The sequence below is a fragment of the Vibrio breoganii genome (assembly GCF_024346795.1).
Classification (GTDB): Bacteria; Pseudomonadota; Gammaproteobacteria; order Enterobacterales; family Vibrionaceae; genus Vibrio; species Vibrio breoganii.
In genome coordinates this window covers 447,470-463,666 of sequence record NZ_AP024864.1, presented here as the reverse complement: position 1 = coordinate 463,666, position 16,197 = coordinate 447,470, and the positions used below count along the sequence as shown (strand labels likewise).

General features: G+C 45.6%; 16 protein-coding genes and 1 other RNA gene. 8 read left to right on the top strand and 9 right to left on the bottom strand.

The annotated features are described in order from the left end of the window. Positions 1-9 precede the first annotated feature (9 nt). The 3 genes from ygfZ (at position 10) to OCU35_RS02245 (ending at position 1,949) form a co-directional block, all read left to right on the top strand. Positions 10-948 carry a tRNA-modifying protein YgfZ gene (gene ygfZ / locus OCU35_RS02255; protein WP_261825582.1) on the top strand — a complete coding sequence of 313 codons (939 nt, stop codon included), beginning with the start codon at positions 10-12 and terminating at the stop codon, positions 946-948. After that, complete coding sequence (locus OCU35_RS02250) at positions 949-1,428, top strand: aminoacyl-tRNA deacylase (RefSeq protein WP_261825581.1); 480 nt, start codon at positions 949-951, stop codon at positions 1,426-1,428. Positions 1,429-1,742: 314 nt separating this feature from the next. After that, the gene (locus tag OCU35_RS02245; RefSeq protein WP_017027167.1) at positions 1,743-1,949 is read left to right on the top strand and encodes a DUF1107 domain-containing protein; all 207 of its coding nucleotides are present in this window, start codon (positions 1,743-1,745) and stop codon (positions 1,947-1,949) included. A gap of 51 nt (positions 1,950-2,000) precedes the next feature. Here the strand turns inward: OCU35_RS02245 and OCU35_RS02240 are convergent, their stop codons facing one another. Genes OCU35_RS02240 through OCU35_RS02230 form a run of 3 tightly spaced genes read right to left on the bottom strand, consistent with a single transcriptional unit; the run spans position 2,001 to position 4,963 of the window. Then, on the bottom strand, positions 2,001-3,203 hold the full coding sequence (locus OCU35_RS02240) for an FAD-dependent 2-octaprenylphenol hydroxylase (protein WP_261825580.1): 1,203 nt from the start codon (positions 3,201-3,203) through the stop codon (positions 2,001-2,003). Between the two features lie 8 nt (positions 3,204-3,211). Then, positions 3,212-4,369: a 2-octaprenyl-6-methoxyphenyl hydroxylase gene (gene ubiH, locus OCU35_RS02235; RefSeq protein WP_261825579.1), complete on the bottom strand. Its 1,158-nt coding sequence runs from the start codon at positions 4,367-4,369 to the stop codon at positions 3,212-3,214. A gap of 27 nt (positions 4,370-4,396) precedes the next feature. After that, entirely contained in the window at positions 4,397-4,963 is a 567-nt protein-coding gene (locus OCU35_RS02230) for a YecA/YgfB family protein (RefSeq protein WP_261825578.1), read from the bottom strand. A gap of 289 nt (positions 4,964-5,252) precedes the next feature. Between OCU35_RS02230 and zapA the strand changes: the two genes are divergently transcribed. The 5 genes from zapA (at position 5,253) to serA (ending at position 8,524) form a co-directional block, all read left to right on the top strand. Next, a complete protein-coding gene (zapA, locus tag OCU35_RS02225; RefSeq protein WP_017027163.1) occupies positions 5,253-5,543 on the top strand; it encodes a cell division protein ZapA in 291 nt (96 codons plus the stop codon). Between the two features lie 32 nt (positions 5,544-5,575). Further along, positions 5,576-5,760, top strand: a non-coding RNA gene (gene ssrS / locus OCU35_RS02220) — 6S RNA. 1 nt (position 5,761) lies between these two features. Further along, entirely contained in the window at positions 5,762-6,349 is a 588-nt protein-coding gene (locus tag OCU35_RS02215) for a 5-formyltetrahydrofolate cyclo-ligase (RefSeq protein WP_261825577.1), read from the top strand. Positions 6,350-6,430: 81 nt separating this feature from the next. Beyond that, positions 6,431-7,087, top strand: coding sequence for a ribose-5-phosphate isomerase RpiA (gene rpiA / locus OCU35_RS02210; protein ID WP_017027161.1), 657 nt, complete (start codon positions 6,431-6,433; stop codon positions 7,085-7,087). Between the two features lie 207 nt (positions 7,088-7,294). Beyond that, complete coding sequence (gene serA, locus OCU35_RS02205; protein ID WP_017027160.1) at positions 7,295-8,524, top strand: phosphoglycerate dehydrogenase; 1,230 nt, start codon at positions 7,295-7,297, stop codon at positions 8,522-8,524. 76 nt (positions 8,525-8,600) lie between these two features. Here serA and OCU35_RS02200 read toward each other — a convergent pair whose 3' ends face one another. The 6 genes from OCU35_RS02200 to tkt form a co-directional block, all read right to left on the bottom strand. Beyond that, a complete protein-coding gene (locus OCU35_RS02200; protein ID WP_261825576.1) occupies positions 8,601-9,293 on the bottom strand; it encodes an oxidative stress defense protein in 693 nt (230 codons plus the stop codon). A gap of 112 nt (positions 9,294-9,405) precedes the next feature. Next, entirely contained in the window at positions 9,406-10,227 is an 822-nt protein-coding gene (mscS, locus tag OCU35_RS02195; protein ID WP_102322193.1) for a small-conductance mechanosensitive channel MscS, read from the bottom strand. A gap of 264 nt (positions 10,228-10,491) precedes the next feature. After that, the gene (gene fbaA / locus OCU35_RS02190; RefSeq protein WP_017027157.1) at positions 10,492-11,568 is read right to left on the bottom strand and encodes a class II fructose-bisphosphate aldolase; all 1,077 of its coding nucleotides are present in this window, start codon (positions 11,566-11,568) and stop codon (positions 10,492-10,494) included. A gap of 131 nt (positions 11,569-11,699) precedes the next feature. Beyond that, on the bottom strand, positions 11,700-12,863 hold the full coding sequence (locus OCU35_RS02185) for a phosphoglycerate kinase (protein WP_261825575.1): 1,164 nt from the start codon (positions 12,861-12,863) through the stop codon (positions 11,700-11,702). Between the two features lie 162 nt (positions 12,864-13,025). Further along, positions 13,026-14,051 (bottom strand): erythrose-4-phosphate dehydrogenase, encoded by a 1,026-nt coding sequence (gene epd, locus OCU35_RS02180; protein ID WP_017027155.1) that lies wholly within the window; start codon positions 14,049-14,051, stop codon positions 13,026-13,028. A 130-nt stretch (positions 14,052-14,181) separates the two neighbouring features. Continuing rightward, positions 14,182-16,176 carry a transketolase gene (gene tkt / locus OCU35_RS02175; protein ID WP_102546868.1) on the bottom strand — a complete coding sequence of 665 codons (1,995 nt, stop codon included), beginning with the start codon at positions 16,174-16,176 and terminating at the stop codon, positions 14,182-14,184. Between the last annotated feature and the right edge of the window lie 21 nt (positions 16,177-16,197).

Genomic DNA, 16,197 nt, shown 5'->3' with positions numbered 1-16,197 from the left:
GGAATCACTATGAGTGCAACATCTTCTGTTTCTTTACACTTGCCTTCACTCGCATGGACTTCACTCTCTGACTGGCAAGCTATCGCAGTAACCGGTGCGGACAGCAAATCTTATCTTCAGGGTCAGGTAACCTGTGATGTCGTCCAATTGGACGCTGAGCGTTCTACCTTAGGTGCTCACTGCGATGCTAAAGGGAAAATGTGGAGCCTGTTTCGACTGTTTCATCACAATCAAGGTTACGCCTTATGGCAGCATAAGTCGGGTATTGAAACCGCCCTACAAGAAATAAAAAAGTATTCGGTTTTTTCAAAGGTAGACCTTGAGCTGTCATCGCAAATCAGTATTGGTGTGCTCGGCGAACAAGCTGACAGCTTTATCGACTCTATTACTGACGGACAAGGGGATGTGCGTTCTATCGCTTCTGGCAGCGCGATAAAAATTGATTCGCAGCGCTGGCTATTGCTGGTTAATGAAGATGAACTCGAAAGTCTAAAGCCACAGTTGCAAAACGCCGAAGAGATCAGCGCTGACGCGTGGGACTATGTTGATGTGGTTAATGGTATCCCTCGAGTGATTCAATCTCAGCAAAACACCCATATTCCTCAAACATTGAACCTGCAAGCACTCGACGGCATTAACTTTGAAAAAGGCTGTTACACCGGTCAGGAAACCGTTGCCAGAGCCAAGTATCGCGGGACAAACAAAAAAGTCATGCGCTTACTGCAAGGCACAGCAAACAAGAACGCTGCCTTCACCTTTGAGCGTCAAGTGGGCGAAAACTGGCGTGGTGCCGGTGAAGCGATCGCGCAATATCGCAACCAACAGGGTGAGGCTTTGGCATTGATTGTCCTTAACAAGGACATTGAGTTTGATACTCAGTTTAGACTGGCTGGAGACACCACTAACACTTGGTCTTTGGTGGAACTGCCCTACGATATCGAACAGTAAATGCTAGAAACTGCGGTCACCCAGTTTTTACAAAGGAATGGAGTGGGTTTCACTATGTTGCCCCACTCTACTCCTGCTATCTCTATTGGCGATGCAGCCAAACAGCGGGGTATCTCCTCGCACATCATGTTAAAAACGGTGTTGCTGAGAGATATGGGCGGTAAGCTTTTCTTGGCGTGTATACCTGGAGATCAGCAAGTCGATCCTAAAAAGGTTCGCGCACACTTCAACTGCCGGCGTACAACCTGCGTCAATGCAGAGGAGGTGGTTCATATCACTGGCTTTAAGCCAGGCACTTTAACCCCACTAATACTCCCTGAATCGATTACGACGATCTTCGATCACTCTGTTTTGCAGCTCGCAGAAGTCACTATCAGCAGTGGTAGCGATATGGCTGGGATCATGCTTCGCACAGAGGACGTTCTGAAATTTTGTAAGCCTCAGTTTTCACACATCACAAAAGCTATTAACACCCCATAAATCCACATTCCCTCCCAGCACATTAACACTTAGTTACACCTATAATTCTACTGGTTAGAACTTTTTCAGCAATTTCACGGTCTATATGAAGGTAAATGCAGTTTATAGGCGACAAAGTCAGTACTTAAACCTATACAAACCTAGATGGACACCATTTAAATCTGAGCTAAATCGCAAAATCAGTTTAAAACATCAGATCAGATGAGCGTTCTGTTTATTAATCCAGTTGCATCACAATTTCGTAGAAACAAATAACCTATAATCGTTCTCGCCATGGAGGCAGAGAATAAATAAAAATTAGAAAGGGTTCAGAAATGAGACTGTTTAAGCGTTATGTTCCTAGCATGATTGCAAAACACGTAAGTAGACTATTCAAGGGAAGAATTTATATTTACGGCGTCGGTAAGTTTGAGTTTGATAACGGGAAGTTAATCCTTCCTCATCACGCTGAAGAACGTCACTTCAAAACAGTAAAAGAAGTGAACGTCGAAGTGAAAAGACTGCGAGCTTGCTACATTTAGTTGGCTAAAATAAAGGAGGCTCTCGCCTCCTTTTTTTTATTTCAATTTTTGCTATTTGGCTAGCCTAGGAAGGTCTCCCTTCAAGCCTAAAGCATGCTTCATTACTTCATTCTTTACGCCCGGTAATGTCCCAGCAAGATTCATCCCTACGCCGCGCAGTAATTTCTTTAACGGATCGCCTCCGTTAAACAACTCTTTAAAGCCCTGCATACTAGAGATCATCTTCACCGCTTCAGTTTTTCTCCAGCGCTCAAAATGACGCAAATTGGCGTAATCACCAATATCTTTGCCTGTGTTCCAGTATTGTTCGATTTCTTGGGCCAAGGTTGCTGCATCAAGAAGGCCTAAGTTAACGCCTTGTCCTGCCAGAGGGTGGATCGTATGCGCCGCATCACCTATCAGAGCCACTCTGTTCTTTGCAAAGTCTCGTGCATAGCGCATCTTTAAAGGAATGGCTTGTCTGGTGGTTAAGTGCTTCACCTGCCCCAAACGCATATCAAAATCGACTGCTAATTGCTTGCAGAAGTCTTCCTCTGACAGCGCCATTAACTGCTGAGCTTTATCTGTAGTTTGTGACCAAACGATAGAGCACAGATTCGGTTCATGAAGAGGTAAGAAGGCTAATGGGCCGGTTTCGGTAAAGACCTGTCTTGCTATACCATTATGGGGCTCCGCCATTGTCACATTGGTCACGATGGCAGTGTGGTCATAGTCCCACTCAGTCAACGGGAAGTCTTGCTGTTGGCGCACCCATGAGTTCGCTCCATCAGCGGCAACCACAAGCTTGGCGGTCAAATTCTGGCCATTATCAAGGGTTAACCACGCCTCTCTTTCTCCTACCGCTAAGTTAGAGCACTTATTCGGTTGGAAGAGAGTGACGTTTGGCAATTGCTTCACTTGTTCAACAAGGAAGTGCTGGATAATCTGATTCTCAACAATATACCCAAGGTTCGTTTCATGCAGCTCTTTGGCCGAGAAGTCTATCTTGGCAAAGGTATCTTTTTCCCATACTTGCATGGCTGAATAGGCGGTGCAGCGATGATGAGCAATACCCTCCCAAGCGCCCAGTCTTGCTAGAATTTTTTCACTGGCACGGCTCAATGCTGATACGCGAGAAGTGGCTAATGGAGTAATTTCGTTGGGCTCGTTGCTTTCAATAATCGCAATTCGAATATCGGTTTCTTTTAAGGCCAGGGCAAGCGTCAATCCAACCATGCCGCCACCAACAATCACCAAATCTACATTTTTCATCATTCTGTGTTCTACACCAGTCCTAGGCTACGATTTTTAACCGGGCCTTGCATGGAGGGGGCTATATCAAAAATAGCGAGCCCTAGATTTCGAGCGACCACCATAGGCAGCCATTCATTTGAAAATATTCTTACCAAAGAAGAGGTCATAGTGCAGGTCGCTTCGCGATCTTGTTCACGAAGGCGCTTAAACTCCGCCAAACAAGCATACTCACCACTATCTGTGTATTTAGTAGCGACATCAACCAGTGTTGCTACATCGCGAATACCAAGGTTAAACCCCTGCCCTGCTATGGGATGAAGCGTCTGAGCCGCATTGCCGACAAACGCCACGCGGTGATGAGTCAGGCGATCTCTTTTGTGTAGCATCAAAGGATAACTGGCAAGGCTTCCCACTTTCTTAAAGCGACCTAAGCGCCAGCCAAACTCTTGTTGTAGTTCAGATAAAAATTGCTCTTCATTCCAAGATAAAGCCTGCTGCAACATAGACTCTGTCATGCACCACACCAATGACATACGATTGTCTGTCATTGGTAATAACGCCACAGGGCCATGAGACGTAAAGCGTTCATAGGCTCGATTGTGATGCGGTTGTTCAAGTTCAATATTTGCTATCAACGCATGCTGCTCGAAATCATCCACAGATTTGGACACATTGATAAGCTCAGCCACTTTGGAATTTGCACCATCCGCCGCTACGACAAGCTTTGCACTCAGCGTTGTTCCTGAGCGAAGAATCGCTTCAACACCCTCTTGATGCTGAATAAGTTGCTCGATTGCATCAGGACAAAAGAGATCGATGTTGGGATCTAGCTGCAGCTTTTCTCGATAGACTGCGCCTACATCAGCGAGTTCGACCACAGAACCGAGCAACTCTTTGCCCAGCTGCTCTGCATCAAACCCTGTTTGCGCAAAGTGACCACGGTCCGATACATCAATAGATTTAATGGCAGTAGCCTTAGGCTGAATAGCATCCCAAAGCCCATAACGGCGCAATAGATCGACACTGCCTAGTGAAAGGGCAATGGCTCTGGAGTCAAACCCAGGGTGCTTTGAAGAATCGGCAATCGCTTCTACTACAGCTACTTTTTTATTTGCCATGCGACTCAATGCCAGAGCTAACGTTGCCCCGCTCATCGCACCACCAATCACCACCACATCGTACTGCAAAACAAACTTCCTTATCGTATCGCGCGATTAATGAACTGTTTTCGTTTCAGGCTTTGCGGGCTTTGTGCCCAGCTCAGCGTGAACCGTTAACGCACAAACTTTAACATGCTCTAGCACCTGCTCCAGCAGAACCGCTTGTTCCTCTAGATCATCTTCAGGGTCAACTTCTAACTTTGCGATCTCTAGCAGGTCTTGAAGTGCCTCTTTGGTTTGCTCACTGGCTTTGTTTACCTGTGCATCTATCAAGCCTAACCCTGATACAAAGTGGCTTACCCATTCACTCAATGCCCCTGAATACTCAACGATATCGCTGTCTACTGGTAATAAAATACTTAATTCAAAGTTGTCATCAGCCAACTCTTCTCGAGCGACCTTTAAGGTCTGCTCAGCGAGAGCCAAACATGCCACCGGCCAGCCCATACCGTCATTGGTGTAGTCAAACAACAGTGCTTGCCATGCATCACTGTCTTTCGCTAATCCACCACTTAACATACCAATAAGTAGGCCATGCATCTCTGCTGGGGTCACGGCAATGCCGGCTGTTTTAAGTTCATCAGCAACGGATAGGTAATTAGGTAAAGAGGTTTGGCTCATAAAAGGGTGTCCTAAATGGGAGTAATGTGGTTATCTTATCATTTGGTTAAGACTCGATACAGACGCAAAACTAGACTCAGCTCTCTCATTTTTCGTATCAATCACATCTAGGTTATACTGAGAATGTCGAGCAATTGAGCAAATTGCTCTGTTTCTAGCTAGTTGAGCCCCCTATCTCTCGTACATGAGCGGAAAAGCTTGAATCTTAGTGGGGGTTTTTCTATAGTTTCTTGCCTAAAGGTGCACTGGACGCACAAGGCTTTTTTGGAGCGGTAACGAGTTGTCGAGCATGAGCAATCAAGCAGTTGAAGTCGAAATTTTAGGTAAGATTACTCGCGTTAATTGTCCAACGGGCAAAGAGGGTGCTTTACGTCAAGCAGCGCAAAATCTTGATCAGCGCATCAAGGATATGGCTGAGAAGACAAAAGTCGCCAATACCGAAAAACTTCTAACTATCGCAGCGCTTAACGTTTGCTACGAATTACTAGAAAAAGAAATTTCTTCTGAAATTCAGCATGATATCGAGCAACGCTTAGAACTACTCGATGGCAAGCTAGACAAAGCTCTAACTAAAGAGTAACAATACATAGCCAAGTGGATGGCAGAATTAAAATTACCCTGGGGTGTGCGTCAGCTGGATTTATGTCCCTGAGCCGATAAGCAATCCTTAAGGGTTAGTACTTGATGGCTATTGAGCAAGCTCGACTCGTATCGAGAAGCCTACGGTCAACATTGCTGATCCGCCTTGAACCAGCTGGTTCAAGGGCCAAAATCCGCAACGGCACTCTGGGGTCCCTCATGCAATCACTCATCACCCGTAGTGACATTCGCAAACACATCCGCACGCTCCGTGTGGCACTCACTGAATCAGAACAACACTCAGCAGCCTCTCAATTAGTGACTCAGTTTCGCCAACTACCTGAACTGGCAAGCGCCAAAAATGTAGCCCTGTATCTCGCCAATGATGGCGAAATAGATCCAAGCCTAGCCATACAATGGTGCTGGAAGAACAACATCAACACTTGTATCCCTGTGCTTCATCCGTTTTCTAAAGGGCAGCTACTGTTTCTTCGCTTTACCGCAAACACCAATCTCACTCCCAACAAATATGGCATTCTTGAGCCCAAATTATCGGTGACGGAAATCGTACCGGTAGCCGATTTGGATATCATCTTTACGCCGTTAGTGGCCTTTGATACTCGCGGGCACAGACTAGGAATGGGTGGTGGATATTATGACCGCACCTTAACTCCCTTTATTGATAGTCCCACTCCAAAGCCGATAGGTATCGCACACGACTGCCAACAACTCGAGAAGTTGCCGAGCAAGGACTGGGATGTGCCATTGGACAAAATCATTACTCCAAGTAAAACCTGGAGTTGGTAATCCCCCCTTGTCGATTCAAATATTCTATCAATGAGTATATAATCGCGACGACCCCCTTTACCTCTTATCTGGAGAATCAGAATGACCCAAGATGAAATGAAAAAAGAAGCTGGTTGGGCAGCGCTTAATTACGTTGAACCTGACACAATCGTCGGTGTTGGTACGGGCTCTACCGTAAACCACTTTATCGACGCCTTGGGTACCATGAGCGATAAAATTAAAGGGGCAGTATCAAGCTCTGTTGCATCTACAGAGAAACTTGAGCAACTGGGCATTAAAGTATTTGATTGCAATGAAGTTGCCTCTTTAAGTGTCTATGTTGATGGCGCTGATGAAATCAATGCGGATAAAGATATGATTAAGGGCGGCGGCGCTGCACTGACTCGCGAAAAAATTGTTGCCGCTATCTCAGAGAAATTCGTGTGTATCGTTGACGGCACCAAAGCGGTTGATGTGCTGGGTGAGTTCCCTCTTCCGGTTGAAGTTATCCCTATGGCACGCTCTTATGTGGCGCGTGAGCTAGTTAAATTAGGTGGTGACCCTGTCTATCGTGAAGACTGCATCACAGACAACGGCAACGTGATCCTTGATGTGTACAACATGAAGATCACTAACCCTAAACAACTTGAAGATCAGGTGAACGCTCTACCTGGTGTAGTTACCGTTGGCCTATTTGCTCATCGCGGTGCGGATGTGGTTATTACAGGCACGCCAGAAGGCGCGAAAATTGAAGAATAAGATATAGTTTTTAGCTATTAATGCATAGCTAACCACTTGATTTTGCTATTCAAATGAAAAAGCAGAGGCTCAAAAGAGCGTCTGCTTTTTTTTTATTGTAATTTTCTTACCCAAATTGTTCTTTTTTTGATAATTTAGAGAGAGTTCACTTTTAGAAAACGTTTGCTTTTCGAAATTAATTTACCCATATGTTAAGGAATAACCGTTATGACCAGAGTCTCTTTACACAAAGATAAGATAAAAATCTTGCTTCTTGAAGGTCTGCACCCTTCGTCAGTTGAAGTGTTAGAGGCGGCAGGTTACTCCAACATTGAATACCACAAAGGCTCAATCTCGGAAGAAGAGTTAATAGAAGCGATAAAGGATGTGCATTTCGTCGGTATTCGCTCTCGCACTAACCTAAATGAGCGCGTATTGGCTGCGGCCAACAAGTTAGTTGCTATCGGTTGTTTCTGTATCGGTACAAACCAAGTTGACCTGAATGCAGCGGCGGCTAAAGGCGTGCCGGTATTCAACGCACCATTCTCTAATACTCGTAGTGTTGCTGAATTAGTGCTGGGACAAATCTTATTACTTATGCGTGGCATTCCAGAAAAGAACGCCCTCGCCCACCGTGGTATCTGGAAGAAAAGTGCAGACAACTCTTACGAAGCTCGTGGAAAGCGTTTGGGTATCATCGGCTACGGTCATATCGGCACCCAGCTAGGTATTATCGCTGAAAACCTTGGCATGCGAGTCTACTTCTATGACATTGAGAACAAGCTTTCACTAGGTAACGCGACCCAAGTACAAACGATGGCTGAACTACTCAACAAATGTGATGTTATCAGTCTGCACGTGCCTGAAACCCCAGGAACCAAAGATATGATGGGCGCTAATGAGTTCGCTCTAATGAAGCCTGGCGCTATCTTTATCAATGCGGCACGCGGCACAGTTGTTGATATCCCAGCACTGTGTGCTTCACTTGACTCAGGCCACCTTGGCGGCGCAGCTGTGGACGTGTTCCCTGTAGAGCCAAAAACCAACGCTGACCCATTTGAATCTCCACTAATGCAGTTTGATAACGTTATCCTGACTCCGCATGTGGGTGGTTCAACACAAGAAGCTCAAGAGAATATCGGTGTAGAGGTTGCTGGAAAGCTAGCGAAATACTCAGATAACGGTTCAACGCTTTCAAGCGTGAACTTCCCTGAGGTATCTTTGCCACAACATCAAAGTGCTTCTCGCTTACTTCACATCCATGAAAACCGTCCAGGTGTACTAACACAAATCAACACCATCTTTGCGAGCGCCGGCATTAACATCGCAGGTCAGTATCTACAAACAAACGGTGATCTTGGTTATGTGGTTATCGATGTTGAAGCTGAGCGTTCAGAAGAAGCATTGGCAAAACTTAAAGAGATCGACGGTACTATCCGTGCTCGCCTACTTCACTAAGCTGTTGTAAAGTATAAAAATACAAAAGCCCCTGTAGCGATTATCGTTACAGGGGCTTTCTTCTCTCTGGTGTTTACTACTTCAGTTTATAAACTACCTGCACTCTATCTTTGATCACTATGGTTGCATCTTGATAGCTATTTGAGCGCTCTGACGCATCCATAGCCATACTTCTAGAAAGCATAGGTCTAACTTGTGGGGATTGGTAATTAACCTGCCACACGCCCTCTAAGGTCTTATCAAAGCCTTCAGCTACTGACTTTGCTTTTGCTTGTGCGTCTTTAATGGCTTCATTACGGGCAATGGCTTGATACTTCGAAGGATCTTTTACGCTCAGCTGTACTTGATCGATACGATTGATGCCTGATTCCAGTGCGACATCAAGTAACTTGGGTAAAGATGTTAATTCATCAACGGTCACCCTCACTTGCCTAGAGGCTCTATAACCCTTTTGTTCTGGCTTGGCATTTTTCGGATAATGCATTTGAGGCATGAGTTGGATATTGCCACTTTGAATATCTTCTCGAGAGAGTCCCGCAGTTTGTAAACTGGCAAGGAACTTATCCACCACTGAATCAACCTCTGATTTTGCTTCTTCAGCACTGTCCTTGACTGCTACTACCTGTACTGAAAATTCCGCCATATCTGGTTCGGCAAGAACCTCTCCATAACCGGTCGTGCTTAAGTGAGGGAAGTCGAACGACTGCGCCTGCGCACTGACAACCCATATCGATAAAAGCGCACCAAACATCAACTTGACCATTTTCATATTACTCTCCATTTGCTGTTTCTTTTTTGACTACTCAAAGCGCAGAAGGTTGCACATGCCCATAAACGAAAAAGCGCGCCATCAGGCGCGCTATATAAACTATCAATATCGATTACGACTCGACTTTGTTGAGATGTACATCCATTTGCGGGAATGGGATCTCGATACCATTCTCATCAAGCGCAATCTTAATGGCTTGAAGGGTATCAAAGTACACATCCCAGTAATCTTCTGTACGACACCAAGGGCGAACGACGAAGTTTACTGATGAGTCTGCAAGAGCAAGTACACCAATCTGGATACCCTTGTCTTTTAGAAGACGCTCGTCGGCTTCAAGAGTCTGACGGATAACCTGCTCAGTCTTCTTAAGGTCTGCGCTATAAGAGACACCGATGATATGGTCAACACGTCGCGTTGCATGCCTTGAGTAGTTGGTAATAGGACTGCCAATTACGCCACCATTAGGCACTACTACCATTTTGTTATCTGGGGTAGTCAGCACGGTTTGAAAGATCTGAATAGAATCCACAGAACCTGCAACACCGCCTACCTCAACATAGTCACCCGATTTAAATGGACGGAAAGCGACAATAAGAACGCCTGCTGCAAAGTTTGATAGTGAGCCTTGCAATGCAAGACCAACCGCTAAACCTGCGGCACCAATGACAGCAACAACCGATGCCGTTTGAACCCCTAAACGTCCAAGGGCAGCAATCAGAACAATAACAAATAATAGATAACGAACTAAAGCATGAACAAAATCAACGACCGCTTTATCCATACGACGTTTTTCAAGCATCTTGGAGACGCTATTAGCGACCATCTTGGTAACGATATTACCAATAAACAAGATCAGTACAGCGGTAATGATATTCACAGCATAACCAATCAACAAATCAGAGTTATTGGTTAGCCAGGTATGCGCTTCCTGCATCCCTTCATGAAGGGCATCAACGCTTGGGACTTCTGGTACTTCAGGGGTTTCTTGTGACATTGTAAGTTTCTCTTCCGTAATAAAGTGTTACAACTGAAATGCGACAGCATCATACTTGTGTATGTGCATTTTAGGTCAGGTATCTGTTAAAACTCAGCTTCCTGCAAATTATAAGAATAACACTAAAAAACTATAGTACAGAAGACAAAAAAAACCCGCTATAAAAGCGGGTTTTTCTAAATTAATTAATAAGTTGCAAACTTATTACAGTACGTCAACCGCGTTAAGGTCAGCAAATGCTTTCTCAAGACGAGTAACCATAGAAGCTTGACCTGCACGTAGCCATACGCGTGGATCGTAGTACTTCTTGTTTGGTTGGTCTTCACCTTTAGGGTTACCGATTTGACCTTGTAGGTAATCACGGTTTTCAGCTTCGTAAGAACGAATGCCGTCCCAAGTAGCCCACTGTGTATCAGTATCGATGTTCATTTTGATAACACCGTAGCCGATAGACTCTTTGATTTCTGCTTCAGAAGAACCAGAACCACCGTGGAATACGAAGTTTAGAGCGTTAGGTGCAATACCGAACTTCTCTGCACAGTATGCTTGAGAGTCACGTAGGATAGTTGGAGTAAGAACTACGTTACCCGCTTGGTAAACACCGTGTACGTTACCGAAAGATGCTGCGATAGTGAAACGAGGGCTGATAGCGCTTAGTTTCTCGTATGCGTAAGCAACGTCTTCTGGAGAAGTGTAAAGCTCAGATGCGTCCATGTCAGAGTTATCTACGCCGTCTTCTTCACCACCAGTACAACCTAGTTCGATTTCTAGTGTCATGCCTAGTTTAGCCATACGCTCTAGGTACTTAGCACAGATTTCGATGTTCTCTTCTAGAGACTCTTCAGAAAGGTCAATCATGTGAGAAGAGAATAGAGGCTTACCAGTTTGAGCGAAGAACTCTTCACCTGCGTCTAGTAGACCGTCAATCCAAGGAAGAAGTTTCTTAGCTGCGTGGTCAGTGTGAAGAATAACTGGCACACCGTAAGATTCAGCAACAGCGTGCACGTATTTCGCGCCTGCAACAGCACCAAGGATTTGAGCACCTTGACCTTCTAGTTTCACGCCTTTACCAGCGAAGAAACCAGCACCGCCGTTAGAGAACTGAACTACTACTGGAGCTTTAGCTTTAGCCGCAGCTTCTAGTACACCATTTACAGAGTCAGTGTTTACAACGTTTACCGCTGGAAGAGCAAATTTGTTTTCTTTTGCTACTTCAAAAACTTTTTGTACGTCGTCGCCAGAGATAACACCTGGTTTTACAAAATCGAAGATCTTAGACATGGAATAAGTCCTATTTTCTGTCGTTTAGTATTAAATTGCACTTTTGCAAAGATTAAAAAACCTTGCTTACAACGCAAAGCATTGTAGCAAAATTAACAAAAAGGCGAGAACAAAGTCCTCGCCTTAAAAAATTACGCTTTTGCGCGCTCTTCTAGCATAGCAACTGCTGGAAGAACTTTACCTTCTACAAACTCAAGGAAAGCACCGCCACCCGTTGAGATGTAAGAAACGTCAGCCTTGATACCGAACTTGTCGATAGCTGCTAGCGTGTCACCGCCACCTGCTACAGAGAAACCTGCAGAGTCAGCGATTGCTTTAGAGATACCCGCTGTACCCGCTTCGAAGTTTTTAAATTCGAATACGCCTACAGGGCCGTTCCAAAGGATGGTTTTTGCATTGCCGATGATTTCAGCAAGTGCTGCAGTTGAATCTGGGCCAAGGTCGAAGATCATGTCGTCGTCTTGAACTTCAGAAACATGCTTGATTTCAGCTTCTGCGTTTTCGTCAAATGCTTTTGCACATGCAACGTCAGTCGCAACTGGAATTGCACACTCTTTCATTAGTTTCTTAGCCGTTTCAACTAGGTCCGCTTCGTATAGAGACTTACCTACGTTGTGGCCTTCAGCAGCGATGAAGGTGTTTGCGATACCACCACCAACAACAAGTTGGTCAGCGATTTTAGAAAGTGACTCAAGAACAGTCAGCTTAGTAGATACTTTAGAACCGCCTACGATAGCAACTAGTGGACGCTCAGGGTTATCCATTGCTTTGCCAAGAGCTTCAAGCTCAGCAGCAAGTAGAGGACCTGCACAAGCTACAGGAGCGTGAGTACCTACACCGTGAGTAGACGCTTGCGCGCGGTGAGCTGTACCAAATGCATCCATAACGAAGATGTCACAAAGAGCAGCGTATTTCTTAGATAGCTCTTCTTCGTTTTTCTTCTCGCCTTTGTTGAAACGAACGTTCTCAAGAACAACTAGCTCACCAGCGTTTAGTTCAAGACCTTCTAGGTAGTCTTTCGCTAGTTTAACTTCGCAATCTAGTGCGTCGTTTAGGTAGTTTACTACTGGTAGTAGTGAGAACTCTTCTGCGTATTCGCCTTCAGTTGGACGACCTAGGTGAGAAGTAACCATTACTTTAGCGCCAGCTTCTAGGCAACGCTTAATAGTAGGAAGAGATGCAAGGATACGAGCATCAGAAGTTACTTTACCGTCTTTTACAGGAACGTTTAGGTCGGCACGGATAAATACGCGTTTACCTGCTAGTTCCAGGTCAGTCATCTTGATTACAGACATTGTTAGTCCTCTAAGGTTTTAATTTAAAAACTTTCCACCTGCCCTCGCAAGCTGCAAGCACAGGTGTTCGAAATCCATCTAATGTAAGCTTACATTGGGCCGTTTGTTTAATAGTTCAAGAGCTAGAACAAAAAAGCTACTGATTTATTTCACGCGATGTAATTAATGTGAAGTATGCATCGCTAAGGCCGTATCTAGCATCCTATTTGCAAAGCCCCATTCATTGTCACACCACACTAGCATCTTCACTAGTTGGCCATCACTGACACGGGTCTGCGAACCATCGACAATCGCACTGTGGGAGTCGTGGTTAAAATCTATCGAAACAAGCGGCGCTTCAGTATAGTCAACTATCGACTGTAATGTACACTGAGACGCCTGCAGGATGGTTTGATTTACGTCATTAACTTTCACGTTTGTATCTAAAGTTACACTGAGATCCATCGCCGTGACATTTACTGTGGGCACACGCACAGATATCGCCTCAAACTTGTTTTCAAATTTCGGAAATATTCTTTCTATGCCTTTGTGGAGCTTGGTATCCACAGGAATAATCGACTGACTGGCACTGCGTGTTCGTCTCAGATCCGGATGATAAGCATCAATCACCTGCTGATCGTTCATCGACGAGTGAATAGTAGTAATAGTGCCTCTTTGAATACCATAGGCATCATCTAACACCTTGATAATTGGCACAATACAGTTTGTGGTACATGAACCATTAGACACCACTTTATGCTCAGGCTTCAGGGTCTCGTGGTTGATGCCGTAGATAATGGTGTTATCAAGGTCCTGAGAACCAGGATGAGAAAATAGAACCTTATCCGCCCCAGCTAAGATATGCTGCTGACCATCCGCTTGAGTACCATAAACACCGGTGCAATCCAGCACGATATCCACATCAAGATCACACCAAGGAAGTAAATCCAGCTCAGCAAGATGCAAGATACGAATCTCATCCTTACTACCATCGAGGTGATGGATATTCAGATACTCTTGAGTATGGCTAACCTTGTGGTGAAAGCGTCCGTGACTGGTGTCGTATTGAAGAAGATGTGCCATAGCATCCGGCTGCGCCAGTTCATTAACTGCCACCACCTTTATTAAGTCTTGCTTACCGCTCTCATAAACCGCCCGCAAAACATTGCGCCCGATACGACCAAATCCATTTATTGCGACTCTTAGCATACCTACACTCCCACCAAGGCCTACTATTATAGTAATGGTGCGAGAGTTTATCAGATCACAACATTATTCCGAACATAAAAAAACCAGCAGTAAACTGCTGGTTTTTGTCTTTCAAGAAAGTCCTAAGCTATTAAGCTAGAAGCTCTTTCGCTGTGTTCACTACGTTTTCAGTAGTAAAGCCGAACATCTTGAATAGTTCGCCTGCTGGAGCAGATTCACCGAAGGTAGTCATGCCGATGATCTTGCCACCGAAGCCTACGTACTTGTACCAGAAGTCAGCGATGCCTGCTTCTACCGCGATGCGCTTAGTCACTGATGATGGTAGTACTGACTCGCGGTACGCTTCATCTTGCTTGTCGAACGCGTCAGTAGAAGGCATTGATACTACACGTACCGCTTTGCCTGCTGCTGTTAGTTCAGCTTGCGCTGCAACTGCTAGTTCTACTTCAGAACCTGTTGCAATGATGATGAGCTCTGGAGTGCCAGCACAATCTTTAAGGATGTAAGCACCCTTAGCGATGTCAGCCACTTGAGAAGCGTCACGCTCTTGCTGTGCTAGGTTTTGACGAGAGAAGATTAGCGCCGTAGGCGCGTCTTTACGCTCGATAGCCAGTTTCCATGCTACTGCAGACTCAACTTGGTCACATGGACGCCATGTGCTCATGTTTGGAGTCAGACGTAGAGATGCCATTTGCTCAACCGGTTGGTGAGTTGGGCCGTCTTCACCCAGACCGATAGAGTCATGAGTGTAAACTTGGATGTTCTGAATTTTCATCAGAGCAGCCATACGCATGGCGTTACGCGCGTACTCCATGAACATTAGGAAGGTTGCGCCGTACGGTACGAAACCGCCGTGCAAAGCCATACCGTTCATGATAGCCGTCATGCCGAACTCACGTACACCGTAGTGGATGTAGTTGCCTGAGAAGTCATTTGCTTCAAGAGACTTAGAGCCAGACCACATGGTTAGGTTTGATGGCGCAAGGTCAGCAGACCCACCCATGAACTCAGGAAGCATTTGACCAAACGCTTCTAGTGCATTTTGTGATGCTTTACGTGATGCAATGTTGGCAGGGTTTGCTTGAAGATCAGCAATGATTTGGTTTGCTTTCTCTTCCCACTGTGCTGGAAGTTCACCGTTAACGCGACGTTTAAGCTCAGCTGCTTCAGCAGGGTATGCCGCAGCGTAAGCTTCAAATTTCGCATTCCAAGCCGCTTCTTTTGCAGCGCCAGACTCTTTAGCGTCCCACTCTGCATAGATGTCAGCAGGAACTTCAAATGGACCGTGCTCCCAACCAAGGGCGGCTTTAGTCGCAACGATTTCGTCTTGACCCAGTGGTGCGCCGTGACAGTCGTGCGTGCCCGCTTTGTTTGGAGAACCAAAGCCAATCACTGTCTTAGTACAGATAAGTGTTGGACGAGGGTCTGCTTTTGCCGCAAGGATAGCCGCGTTGATTGCTTGTGCATCATGGCCATCTACTGCTGGAATGACATGCCAGCCGTACGCTTCGAAACGCTTAGGCGTATCATCAGAGAACCAGCCTTCAACTTCACCATCGATAGAGATGCCGTTGTCATCCCAGAAAGCAACTAGCTTGCCAAGACCTAGAGTACCCGCAAGAGAACACGCCTCGTGTGAGATACCTTCCATCAGACAGCCGTCACCCATGAATGCATAGGTGTAGTGGTCAACGATGTCGTGACCTTCTTTGTTGAACTGTGCTGCAAGTGCTTTTTCAGCCATTGCCATACCAACCGCGTTGGTGATGCCTTGACCTAGAGGACCTGTCGTGGTCTCGATACCAGGTGCGTAACCATATTCTGGGTGGCCTGGAGTTTTAGAGTGCAACTGACGGAAGTTCTTAAGGTCATCGATAGATAACTCGTAACCCGTCAAATGAAGCAGAGAGTAGATCAGCATTGATCCGTGACCATTTGACAGAATAAAACGGTCGCGGTCAGCCCACTCTGGGTTTTGTGGGTTATGGTTCAAATGACCACGCCAAAGTACTTCAGCGATGTCAGCCATACCCATAGGTGCACCTGGGTGACCAGAGTTAGCTTGTTGAACACCATCCATGCTAAGAGCACGGATTGCATTGGCTAGATCTTTACGAGAAGACATGTCTGCTCCTGAATGCATAAG

What these genes read in the sequence shown, in the direction of transcription:
- ygfZ (WP_261825582.1), top strand. Translation starts at nt 10, where the DNA reads ATGAGTGCAACATCTTCTGTTTCTTTACACTTGCCTTCACTCGCATGG.
- OCU35_RS02250 (WP_261825581.1), top strand. Translation starts at nt 949, where the DNA reads ATGCTAGAAACTGCGGTCACCCAGTTTTTACAAAGGAATGGAGTGGGT.
- OCU35_RS02185 (WP_261825575.1), bottom strand. Translation starts at nt 12,863, where the DNA reads ATGTCTGTAATCAAGATGACTGACCTGGAACTAGCAGGTAAACGCGTA.
- OCU35_RS02240 (WP_261825580.1), bottom strand. Translation starts at nt 3,203, where the DNA reads ATGATGAAAAATGTAGATTTGGTGATTGTTGGTGGCGGCATGGTTGGA.
- mscS (WP_102322193.1), bottom strand. Translation starts at nt 10,227, where the DNA reads ATGCAGGAAGCGCATACCTGGCTAACCAATAACTCTGATTTGTTGATT.
- zapA (WP_017027163.1), top strand. Translation starts at nt 5,253, where the DNA reads ATGAGCAATCAAGCAGTTGAAGTCGAAATTTTAGGTAAGATTACTCGC.
- OCU35_RS02230 (WP_261825578.1), bottom strand. Translation starts at nt 4,963, where the DNA reads ATGAGCCAAACCTCTTTACCTAATTACCTATCCGTTGCTGATGAACTT.
- OCU35_RS02200 (WP_261825576.1), bottom strand. Translation starts at nt 9,293, where the DNA reads ATGAAAATGGTCAAGTTGATGTTTGGTGCGCTTTTATCGATATGGGTT.
- tkt (WP_102546868.1), bottom strand. Translation starts at nt 16,176, where the DNA reads ATGTCTTCTCGTAAAGATCTAGCCAATGCAATCCGTGCTCTTAGCATG.
- OCU35_RS02245 (WP_017027167.1), top strand. Translation starts at nt 1,743, where the DNA reads ATGAGACTGTTTAAGCGTTATGTTCCTAGCATGATTGCAAAACACGTA.
- serA (WP_017027160.1), top strand. Translation starts at nt 7,295, where the DNA reads ATGACCAGAGTCTCTTTACACAAAGATAAGATAAAAATCTTGCTTCTT.
- fbaA (WP_017027157.1), bottom strand. Translation starts at nt 11,568, where the DNA reads ATGTCTAAGATCTTCGATTTTGTAAAACCAGGTGTTATCTCTGGCGAC.
- epd (WP_017027155.1), bottom strand. Translation starts at nt 14,051, where the DNA reads ATGCTAAGAGTCGCAATAAATGGATTTGGTCGTATCGGGCGCAATGTT.
- OCU35_RS02215 (WP_261825577.1), top strand. Translation starts at nt 5,762, where the DNA reads ATGCAATCACTCATCACCCGTAGTGACATTCGCAAACACATCCGCACG.
- rpiA (WP_017027161.1), top strand. Translation starts at nt 6,431, where the DNA reads ATGACCCAAGATGAAATGAAAAAAGAAGCTGGTTGGGCAGCGCTTAAT.